We start from the raw sequence: 10019 nt of genomic DNA, 5'->3' as shown, positions 1-10019 counted from the left end.
TTCATAACAACCATCCTTTCGTTGATGAGAATAGTATATCACATATTTAGTTTAAAATATATGGTACTTATTTAATTTATGTTATACTAGTACATCGTTTCGTAAATAACTATACCAATCGCGTAGGATGCGGATTCGAGTGTGCAGGTCTAAAAACGCAGGCGTAGCGGGCTACGCTGAGGCTTTTAGACCTGTGCAATCGGATTCGCAGACAAGTGAGTGGTATAGTTATTTCGAAATCGATGTACTAATCTACGGGCGGATAATTTTATCCGCCCCCATCATTCGTTCAGTAATGGTATACATATCCGTAACCTTTCCTACCAAAAGCTTCTCCATCAGGCCATAATGTTTCAGGCAGGTACCACAGGTCAGTATCTCTGTCCCTTCTGCTTCCATTTTCTTCAAATCTTCTATGCTGTCAGAACCTTCTGTAGTAAGCTTCGCTCCTCCGTTGTAAAAAAGGATTGTATCCACATGGGTCTCCATCTGTGATAAAGCATATAAAAAGCCCTTGATCAGAACTTTTCCCAGTTCATCATCTCCCTTTCCCATAACATCAGCGGAAATCACTGCTACCTTTACTTTCTTTCCCGGCATTTCACAGACAAACTCCTCTTCCTTCACTTCTGTGCCTGTCTGTTCGGTCTGAACCTTCATTTTTACCCTGTATTTTTTTACCTCCAGTTTTTCTGACACAAAGGTACAACCGGTTTTATTTGCCAATCTGCTGAGATTGTTTACCGCAGTCTCATTGTCAACCAGGATTTCTATTTCATCTCCTGTTCCCGACTGATCGATCACCTTTTTTGTCATTACCACCGGTATGGGACACTGTTTTCCCAATGCATTTACTTCATATTTCATTTCAGATCACCTCATTTAGTTTTTTTGCAGGCAGATACATAGCATCATTTCTGCTTTTATCGCTTTATACATAAAAACATACCATAATTCACAGACTACTTCAACAAATTTAACCGAATCAAGCAAGTCCCCTGCGGAGGTTGCGAAAAGCAATAAGCAATCCACACTTCCTGTCAGATACCGCGAATAAATGTACAAACTTGCGAATGAGTCTGGAATCTTTTATACTGAATATATATAATGATGTTAGGGCCAAAATCACTTTGCCCCTAACCTGATATCAGGAGGTTCTGTTATGTTCATACAGATTCTGTCTGCCATCCACAATGCAGGCACTTTGCTTTTTGGAATTTACTGTTCCGCCTTTTTTCTTGGTGTAAAATCAAATAAGAAAAATATTTTATCCCTGTTCCTGCTGATTTGTGTTCAAGGTTCCCTGTACCTCATTAATTCAGCATTTTTCGGAGAGGCACTTGCCCTGCAATCCTATCCTTTAATTATACATTTACCTTTAATCCTGTTTTTATCTTTTTATTACAAATTTCCTCTGATTTCTTCCTGTGTTTCGGTTTTCTCCGCATATCTTTGCTGTCAGCTGAGTAACTGGATCGGATTATTTGCACTAAATCTAACAGGTACAGAATGGTGCTACTATTCTGCCAGAATACTGACTACGTTTGGAACATTTATCATTCTTTATAAATATGTTTTTCGTTCCACCCGTACCATTTTTGCAAAAGGCACCCGGGAACTGAGTATCATCGGATTCCTGCCTTTTGTTTATTATATTTTTGATTATGCATCTACCAAATTCTCCAGTCTGCTGTATTCCGGAAACAAAGCAGTCGTTGAATTTATGGGATTCGCTTTCTGTATTGCATATCTGGTATTTCTTATGATTTATTTCAGAGAATATGAAAACAAGCAGGAACTAAAGCAGTACAGTAACCTGATGGAAATTCAGCTTCAGTCCATGCAGAAAGAAATTGATCAGGTAAAAATCAGCAGTCAAAAACTGGCAATCCTGCGTCATGATATGCGTCACCACCTAAGCATCATCCTTATGCAGCTGCAAAATAATCATTTGGAAAAAGCACAGAAATATATCAAAGAGATCAGCTCAGCATACGCTGATACCATTATTTCCAATTACTCCCCAAATGAAATGCTGAACTCTGTAATCTCTATCTATGATTCCCGCTTCACAGACAGGGGATTTTCTCTTGACTGTAATATTTCTACGGGAAAAGATCTGCCCTGTTCTGACCTTGCATTCTGTACAATTTTGTCAAATGCACTTGAAAATTCCATGCATGCATTAGAACAGGCAGACAGACAATCCAGATGGTCCAGACTTACTATTTCTCAAAAAAAGAAACATCTTATGCTCCAGGTTGAAAACCCTGTAGCAAAAATGCCGGAATTTGTAGATGGTATTCCTGTTTCAGCAAAAGAGGGACATGGCATCGGAGTCAAAAGCATTATTTATTATGTTGAACAGTTAAACGGACAGTGCCAATTTTCTGTATCTGATCAACTCTTTATTTTAAAAATTTTCATATAACCTATTTGCATTCCAGTGCCTTTGCTTGTCTGTAAATCTCGCAGGCTCCTGTATTTACGCACCTTTCATGGGCACAATCCATAAATGACAGTGTTTTTTCGTTATCTTGTATGGTATATTCACAGCATACTGTCTGCCCCATATTACAAGTACGACAAAAACCACTGATAAATTCCTCTTCTATTTTCAAATTTTTCATCTCCTTCTTATCATCTCTTTCGTGGCAATGTCTGTTTCATCGGACATTGCCATTTGGTTATTTTACACAATTTCAATTTTAGTTATCTTATTTTTTATTGCATTTTATACGATACCGACTTATAATAATATTAGTACATCCACTTATTATATTCCCTAAAAATCATATGATGTCAGTAACTCTATAATATCACAGCTTTAATTCTAAATCAAAATAATAAGAAAAGAGGGAACATTATGAACAAAGAACTTTATGATGAGGCCGTGAGATCAAATGTATTATCAAAAGCATTAATCAGTACACTTCTGGAGAGTATGAATTACAGTAGTATTTCCTTTATCAACTGGACTGTGGAGGTTTTGAAGGTAATCCGCACCCGCCTGGAACGTGGAGATAAGATCATTGATGAAGTATCTGGAATCACCTATGACCTGAATTCTTTTCATAAATTTGTTAAAACTAATTTTTCTTCTTATATAACCAGCCAGGTCTTTGATACACCTGACAAAGCTGAAAAAGTATACTTCTCTTTGGAAAAAGCCTCCCCTGATGGTCATGCTTACAATATGATCATGACAGATTCCTCAAAGAACAAAACCTACAAATGGATTTCCAGTCTCAGTGAACGTTTCTCCCTGGTAGAAATGATCGCTACCGGTATTGTCTATCTAAAGGATATTAAGACCAATACTTACCAGCCATTTATATCCGGAAATGGAAAATATTGCAGATATGATTCTGAAAATGGACAAATAGTAGAATTATAATTTTTCACAACAAAACCCCTGTCAAAATTATGACAGGGGTTTCATACTTATTCTTTAATTAGTTATTAATAAGTTTGTCTTCGCCATTCCAGCTGTAAAGTTTACGGATCTCTTCGCCAACTTTTTCAGACTGATGCTCTGAAGCTAATTTTCTCATAGCTTTGAAGTGAACCTGTGCACCTGCATCAGACATATCAAGTAAGAAGTCTTTTGCAAATGTACCATCCTGGATATCAGAAAGAATTTTCTTCATAGCTTTCTTTGTATCTTCTGTGATGATCTTAGGTCCTGTGATGTAATCGCCATATTCAGCAGTATTGGAAATAGAATATCTCATTCCTGCGAATCCTGACTGATAAATCAGGTCTACGATCAGTTTCATTTCATGAATACATTCAAAGTATGCATTTCTTGGATCATAACCAGCTTCAACAAGTGTTTCAAAACCTGCCTGCATAAGTGCACAAACACCACCGCAAAGTACAGCCTGCTCACCGAAAAGGTCTGTCTCTGTCTCTACACGGAATGTAGTTTCAAGAAGACCAGCTCTTGCTCCGCCGATTCCAAGACCATATGCCAATGCAAGATCCTGAGCTTTTCCTGTGTAATCCTGCTCTACAGCGATAAGACAAGGTGTTCCTTTTCCAGCCTGATACTCACTTCTTACTGTATGACCAGGTGCTTTAGGAGCAATCATTGTAACGTCAACATTCTTTGGTGGTTTGATGCATCCGAAATGGATATTGAAACCATGAGCAAACATTAACATATTGCCTTCTTCAAGGTTTGGCTCGATGGATTCTTTGTAAAGTTTAGCCTGTAATTCATCATTGATAAGAATCATGATGATATCTGCCTGTTTAGCTGCTTCAGCTGCTGTATATACCTTAAAGCCCTGCTCTTCAGCTTTCTTCCAGGATTTGCTGCCTTCGTAAAGACCGATAATGACATCACATCCGGATTCCTTTAAGTTCAGAGCATGTGCATGTCCCTGGCTTCCGTATCCAATAATTGCAATTTTTTTACCATCCAGTAAGCTTAAATTACAATCTTCCTGATAAAAAATCTTGTTAGCCATTTTAATTTTCCTCCTGCTAATTTGTAAAAAAATTTATCGTTAAGGGATTCTCCCCTAGCAAACTATGTAATAATCAAGCTATAAAAAAGTCACATCATCTGAACCTCTGGATAATCCGGTAACACCTGTACGGGCCATCTCCAGGATTTCATAGTCCTTCATCAGATCAATAAATGCTTCCAGCTTATTATGAGTACCTGTCATTTCCAGTATAAGGGATTCCTTACTCACATCCACAACCTTGGCATGGAATATATCTGCAATGGAAATAATTCCCTGTCTCTGTTCCGGTCTGGCCGATACCTTCACCATAAGCAACTCATGGCATACACTGTTATCCGGTTCCAGGATCTTGATATCTCTTACATCAACAAGCTTGGCAAGCTGATTTGTGATCTGTTCCAGAATCAACTCATCGCCGCTGCACACAACAGTAATCCTGGAAAACCGGTCATCTGCCGTTACACCGCCTGTAATGCTGTCAATATTATATCCTCTGCGGCTGAACAGACCAGATACCCGGGTAGTCACACCTGCAGTATTATCTACCAACAGGGATAATACTCTCTTCTGCATGTTTCACCTGCTTTCAACGCACTTCATCAACGCGTTAATATAATAAATAGTTTGTATGGTTACCATTATATCAACAATCAACGTTTTGTCAATGATATTTTTGGTCAAACCAATCGGTTTTTTTTACTGATTTTTGGCTATTTTGAAAAAAATCATCAGATCAGATACTTTTCCCGCAGTTCCTCAATCATTTTGGGTTTCAGATAGAGCGCATCCCTGAAAAATCTTTCCATAGTGCCATACTCTTCCAGCACGGATTTATATGCAGTATCCAGGTAGTCCTCTCTGACCTGATACAATGCTGTCAATTTCTCTTCTGTATCTGCTCCTGCTTCCGGCCAGGTCTGAGACAGACGCAGCATATATTTAAGCTCCGATGACAGATAACGATTTGTGCGCAGATAATCCTGATAAATAATATCCTTCTTTACACCCAACAGTGCCAGAAGTAAGGCTGTAGCCAGCCCGGCTCTTCCTCTTCCTGTGTCGCTGTGCCAGAGAAGTGCCCCTTTTTCATGATGGTAAACCACATCCACAAACCTGGCAAACTGCTTGATAGCATAGAGATCCGTGCCTATCTGTGCATAGAAATTTCTCACATATTCCCAGGGATCGGCCGGAATTTTCTGCAAAAGTTCACGGATATCTCCGGTATCGCACAGGCCGGAAACCTCCTCCAGAATGGGAATGTGATAATATTCCACCCCTGCCATAATAAGATCCGGTTTTTTCCTGATTTCCGCGCCGGACCGCAAATCAATCACTGCTTTCAGATTATATGCTTCCATAAGAAGTTCCTTATCTGCCTGACTGATATGATACAGGGCTCCGCTGCGCAGAAGCCTTTTAGGCAGAATATGTCTGCCATCTTCCGTGACAATCGCACCCAGATCCCTGGTATCCGACAGGCTCTGAAGAAGCACTCTTCCTCCTTTAGGAAAGCCTGTTGCCATATCCGGATTCAGTGCCCTGAGAAGGCGGATACAATCTTGTACCTCTCTCTGGCTCATATCAAATTTATACCGTTTTTTTCTCCTGGTAACGATCACAAGATAATTTATGCTCAGCTGCCTGTCATCGCCTTCATCTGCGCCTTCTTTTCGCATATAGGCCCATACAATGTCTCTACATGGAAGACTGTTTATCATCATATGTCTGGTAAATACCAGAAATCCATCTTCAATTCGTATCTTTCCGTACTTCATGTTTCACCACTCCACTATCTACGGTTTTTCAAAATTTCTTTTTCAGAATAGCATAGAAATCCGTATTTGACAATTCCTGACAAATGTTTATAATCATGAATGTTATTAATTTTGAAAGGACACCTGTTATGGAAAATCTTGTTTTCTGTCTTAATGCCACCATTCCCATTTTTCTTACTTTGATGCTGGGACTTTTTTTCAGACGGATCGGACTTTTTGATGACACCTTTGTAAGCCGCCTGAACAAATTTGTATTTAATGCCGCACTTCCTGCACTTTTGTTTCTGGATATTGCAGAGTCTGACTTTTACAGTGTTTGGAATACGAAATTTGTATTGTTCTGCTTCTTTGTAACACTGATCAGTATTGGAATTTCCACAGGACTTTCCTATTTACTGAAGCCACGCAATATTCAGGGTGAATTTATCCAGGCTTCTTACCGCAGCAGTGCTGCCATCCTTGGCATCGCCATTATCCAGAATCTCTACGGTAATGCAGGAATGGCTCCCCTTATGATCATCGGAAGTGTGCCTCTGTATAATGTAATGGCAGTTACCACACTTTCCCTTTTCGCACCCGGAGGTGGAAAGCTAGATACCGCAAAGCTTGTCAAAACCCTAAAAGGCATTGCCACTAATCCTATTATCCTTGGAATCCTTGTTGGCATGGTATGGTCCCTTTTACATCTTCCTCTGCCTGCAATCATAAGAACCTCTGTGAATAACCTGGGAAAAACCGCTACTCCTCTTGGTCTGATGGCTATGGGCGGTGCGCTGAAATTCGGCAAAGCCTTTTCAAGGCCAAAACCGCTGATCGCCTGTACCTTTCTGAAGCTTGTAGGATATGAAGCTGTATTTCTTCCCATTGCCGTATTATTTGGCTTCTCCCATGATATGCTGGTGGCTATCATTATCATGCTAGGCTCTGCCACTACTGTAAGCTGTTATATCATGGCCAAAAATATGGAGTATGACGGCGATTTTACTTCCGGTGTGGTTATGACTACCACTCTGTTAAGCTCCTTTACCATGACAATCTGGCTCTACATATGCAAAAGCCTGGGACTGATCTGATCCCAGGCTTTTTATATTAGAACTTTATATCAGCTTCAAATATTCCAATCCATTTCTGATTCCATAATGGAACATATCCTGCGTAATATGGTCTGCCAGAGCTTTTATTTTCTCTGAACCATTTCCCATAGCAACCTTCACTGCCGCATATTCAAACATGGCAAGATCATTATTGCTGTCTCCAAATACGATGGTATCCTCCCATGGAATATCAAAGAGCCTGCACACTGCCGAGATTCCCACTGCCTTGTTAAAGCCTTTGGGAACAAGTTCAATGGTAGTTCCCGCAATTCCTGAACCGCTCTCATGACGGATAATATCATAATACTTACTCAGTTCTCTGCAGGCAGCCTCTGCATCACAACCCTTTATCATTTTTGCACTGATTTTATTAATGTGCATACAGTCTTCATTTCCCTTGATGGGACGCCATTTGGGTCCCAGAGATTCTGTGATCAGGTCTGTATACCAGTTCACATCTGTATTATATTCATCCTTATCATAATACATAAAATCTGCACCTTCCATAACCGGGACCAGACCATATCTGCGCAGAATTTCCACTGACTTTTTTGCAATCTCCGGAGTCATCTCTTTATTAAAAAGACGTTCTCCATCCTTTTCAATGGTAGCCCCGCAGGCACTGATCATACCGGTAAACGGAAGTTCTTCCAGATACCAGGAAACAAAGGCCCTGCTCCTGCCTGTACACAGCCATGCTTCATGACCGTTTTCTCTTAATTTCTTCAATGCCTCCTTCGTGCTCTGGGGTACACCCTTTTCCATATCGCAGAGTGTTCCGTCTGCATCAAAAAACACTGCTTTTCTGTTCACTTTCTTATCTCCTGATCTATATTTACATTTTATCTGCCAGTGTGCCCACAAGCTATGCAAAAAGCACTGACGCAGCCTTTATCAGGCTCTCTGTATCCTTGGCACCTGTAGTTTCATATACAGAATGCATAGCAAGCTGTGCCAGACCAATATCCACTGTTTTCATAGGAACCTGAGTATTGGAAATATTTCCCAGTGTGGAACCACCTGCCATATCTGAGCGGTTCACAAAAGTCTGGTACGGCACCTTTGCCCTGTGACAAATGTCTTTGAAAATTGCAGCGGACACTCCGTCTGTACAATATTTCTGATTTGCATTGTACTTGATCACGATTCCCTCATTCAGCACCGGACGATTTACCGGATCTGTCTTATCTGTATGGTTTGGATGGAGAGCATGAGCATTATCTGCAGAAATCATAAAGCTGTCTGCAAGTGCCATATAGTATTCCTCCTGAGTTCGTCCCAGTCCCATATTGATCCGCATCAGAGTATCCTTAAGGAATGTGGAGGCAGCCCCCTGTCTTGTACTGCTTCCCACTTCTTCATTATCCAACACACAATGGACAGCAATACTTTCCTTACGCTCTCCCTGCAGAAATCCTTCCAGAGAAGAGAATGCACACTGTAGGTCATCCAGTCTGGGCGCAGAAACAAATTCCTCATTTATTCCCCAGAGAGCACCCGGAGTCCTGTCATAAAGAAACAGATCATGTCCCAGAATATCTTCTGTCTTTACATCTGCAGCTTCAGCCACAGTTTCCATAAATCTGCCCTTTCCTTCCTTATCACTGAAAAGAGGCAGCATATCCTTCTGTACATTATATTTGTATCCCTCATTTACTTCCCTGTTCATGTGAATGGCAAGATTGGGAATAACCAGCAGATCTCTGTCCACAGTCACCATCTTCTCTCTGACCTTTCCATCCTGACGAACGATCAGTCTTCCTGCCACTGACAGAGGTCTGTCAAACCATGGAGACAGAATCATTCCACCGTAACGCTCTACATTCAGTTTGATATAAGCATTCTCCACCTCTATTTCCGGATTCTCTTTGATCTTAAGAGAAGGGGAATCACTGTGGCTTGCCATAATATGAAATTTCCATACAGGCTTTTCAGGAATAGAAAAAGCTATGATAGCAGAATGATTTCTGGTCACATAATAATTTCCACCTTTTTTAAGCTTCCAGTGTTTCTCTTCTTTCAGTTCTTCAAAGCCTTCCTTTTCAAGTCTTTTCGTCATCTCTGCCACTGCCTGAAATGCAGTAGGGCTTTTCTCTATAAATTTCAATAATTTTTTTGCATTGTTCTTATACATATGTTTTTCTCCATCTGTGCAATTCTTATTTTATGGTAAATCTCAAATACCAAAGTCTGTATTTATTATAGCCACCCGGCTTTGTCTTAGCAACAAAAAACAGCAGTCAGTTTTTCCTTTCGAAAAATATCTGCTGCTGTTTTTTAGCTATCAGTCTTTAATGATCAATGCCATAAATACCAAATCTGTGTTTCCTGTATTGGCAAGTCCATGTCCATGATTATCCGGAGTAAAAGTAATATCGCCGGACTTAACAGGACGATAAGTACCATTATCATTGTACTCTCCCTGTCCCTGTAAAATATAATAAGTTTCGCTTTCTCCATGATGCTCATGATATCCCAGTGAACATCCCGGTTCCAGAGTTACCTGTGCATACAGTCCACATTTACCGTTTAACTGCTCTGCATCCAGAAGCTCCTTGATAATTACATGTCCATTGCCGCCTGCCATATGCTCTTCACGTCTGATTCTCATTGCATTGTCCTCCTGTAAATTATACTTTGTCTTTTATAATACCACGGTTCTGTATAAA

General features: G+C 40.2%; 11 protein-coding genes. 3 read left to right on the top strand and 8 right to left on the bottom strand.

Annotated elements, in window-relative coordinates; translation table 11 throughout:
- Nucleotides 1–252: 252 nt before the first annotated feature.
- The gene (gene yedF, locus ACTNDS_RS10335; protein ID WP_173743034.1) at nt 253–867 is read right to left on the bottom strand and encodes a sulfurtransferase-like selenium metabolism protein YedF; all 615 of its coding nucleotides are present in this window, start codon (nt 865–867) and stop codon (nt 253–255) included.
- A gap of 295 nt (nt 868–1162) precedes the next feature.
- Here yedF and ACTNDS_RS10330 point away from each other — a divergent pair, with 295 nt between their 5' ends.
- On the top strand, nt 1163–2431 hold the full coding sequence (locus ACTNDS_RS10330; protein ID WP_441035518.1) for a sensor histidine kinase: 1269 nt from the start codon (nt 1163–1165) through the stop codon (nt 2429–2431).
- A 1-nt stretch (nt 2432) separates the two neighbouring features.
- On the opposite strand, the gene ACTNDS_RS10325 is transcribed toward ACTNDS_RS10330, so the two are convergent.
- A complete protein-coding gene (locus ACTNDS_RS10325) occupies nt 2433–2621 on the bottom strand; it encodes a hypothetical protein (protein ID WP_173743032.1) in 189 nt (62 codons plus the stop codon).
- A 245-nt stretch (nt 2622–2866) separates the two neighbouring features.
- On the opposite strand from ACTNDS_RS10325, the gene ACTNDS_RS10320 reads away from it, so the two are divergent.
- On the top strand, nt 2867–3397 hold the full coding sequence (locus ACTNDS_RS10320) for a hypothetical protein (RefSeq protein WP_441035516.1): 531 nt from the start codon (nt 2867–2869) through the stop codon (nt 3395–3397).
- Nucleotides 3398–3455: 58 nt separating this feature from the next.
- Here the strand turns inward: ACTNDS_RS10320 and ilvC are convergent, their stop codons facing one another.
- The 3 genes from ilvC to ACTNDS_RS10305 all read right to left on the bottom strand — a co-directional run bounded on the left by ilvC (nt 3456) and on the right by ACTNDS_RS10305 (nt 6256).
- Entirely contained in the window at nt 3456–4475 is a 1020-nt protein-coding gene (gene ilvC, locus ACTNDS_RS10315; RefSeq protein ID WP_441035514.1) for a ketol-acid reductoisomerase, read from the bottom strand.
- A gap of 78 nt (nt 4476–4553) precedes the next feature.
- Entirely contained in the window at nt 4554–5051 is a 498-nt protein-coding gene (gene ilvN / locus ACTNDS_RS10310) for an acetolactate synthase small subunit (protein ID WP_019161239.1), read from the bottom strand.
- 155 nt (nt 5052–5206) lie between these two features.
- Complete coding sequence (locus tag ACTNDS_RS10305; RefSeq protein WP_173743030.1) at nt 5207–6256, bottom strand: tyrosine-protein phosphatase; 1050 nt, start codon at nt 6254–6256, stop codon at nt 5207–5209.
- 128 nt (nt 6257–6384) lie between these two features.
- Between ACTNDS_RS10305 and ACTNDS_RS10300 the strand changes: the two genes are divergently transcribed.
- Nucleotides 6385–7329 carry an AEC family transporter gene (locus ACTNDS_RS10300; RefSeq protein WP_433844138.1) on the top strand — a complete coding sequence of 315 codons (945 nt, stop codon included), beginning with the start codon at nt 6385–6387 and terminating at the stop codon, nt 7327–7329.
- 24 nt (nt 7330–7353) lie between these two features.
- Here ACTNDS_RS10300 and ACTNDS_RS10295 read toward each other — a convergent pair whose 3' ends face one another.
- The 3 genes from ACTNDS_RS10295 to ACTNDS_RS10285 all read right to left on the bottom strand — a co-directional run bounded on the left by ACTNDS_RS10295 (nt 7354) and on the right by ACTNDS_RS10285 (nt 9961).
- Nucleotides 7354–8163 carry an HAD family hydrolase gene (locus tag ACTNDS_RS10295; protein WP_441035511.1) on the bottom strand — a complete coding sequence of 270 codons (810 nt, stop codon included), beginning with the start codon at nt 8161–8163 and terminating at the stop codon, nt 7354–7356.
- Nucleotides 8164–8215: 52 nt separating this feature from the next.
- On the bottom strand, nt 8216–9484 hold the full coding sequence (locus ACTNDS_RS10290) for a M18 family aminopeptidase (protein WP_441035509.1): 1269 nt from the start codon (nt 9482–9484) through the stop codon (nt 8216–8218).
- A gap of 150 nt (nt 9485–9634) precedes the next feature.
- Entirely contained in the window at nt 9635–9961 is a 327-nt protein-coding gene (locus ACTNDS_RS10285; RefSeq protein ID WP_173743026.1) for a cupin domain-containing protein, read from the bottom strand.
- Between the last annotated feature and the right edge of the window lie 58 nt (nt 9962–10019).

Origin of the sequence: Blautia sp. HCP3S3_C12 (assembly GCF_052064155.1) — a bacterium.
Classification (GTDB): domain Bacteria; phylum Bacillota; class Clostridia; order Lachnospirales; family Lachnospiraceae; genus Blautia_A.
This window is presented reverse-complemented; position numbering and strand designations above follow the sequence as displayed.

What these genes read in the sequence shown, in the direction of transcription:
- ilvC (WP_441035514.1), bottom strand. Translation starts at nt 4,475, where the DNA reads ATGGCTAACAAGATTTTTTATCAGGAAGATTGTAATTTAAGCTTACTG.
- yedF (WP_173743034.1), bottom strand. Translation starts at nt 867, where the DNA reads ATGAAATATGAAGTAAATGCATTGGGAAAACAGTGTCCCATACCGGTG.
- ACTNDS_RS10320 (WP_441035516.1), top strand. Translation starts at nt 2,867, where the DNA reads ATGAACAAAGAACTTTATGATGAGGCCGTGAGATCAAATGTATTATCA.
- ACTNDS_RS10330 (WP_441035518.1), top strand. Translation starts at nt 1,163, where the DNA reads ATGTTCATACAGATTCTGTCTGCCATCCACAATGCAGGCACTTTGCTT.
- ACTNDS_RS10285 (WP_173743026.1), bottom strand. Translation starts at nt 9,961, where the DNA reads ATGAGAATCAGACGTGAAGAGCATATGGCAGGCGGCAATGGACATGTA.
- ilvN (WP_019161239.1), bottom strand. Translation starts at nt 5,051, where the DNA reads ATGCAGAAGAGAGTATTATCCCTGTTGGTAGATAATACTGCAGGTGTG.
- ACTNDS_RS10305 (WP_173743030.1), bottom strand. Translation starts at nt 6,256, where the DNA reads ATGAAGTACGGAAAGATACGAATTGAAGATGGATTTCTGGTATTTACC.
- ACTNDS_RS10300 (WP_433844138.1), top strand. Translation starts at nt 6,385, where the DNA reads ATGGAAAATCTTGTTTTCTGTCTTAATGCCACCATTCCCATTTTTCTT.
- ACTNDS_RS10290 (WP_441035509.1), bottom strand. Translation starts at nt 9,484, where the DNA reads ATGTATAAGAACAATGCAAAAAAATTATTGAAATTTATAGAGAAAAGC.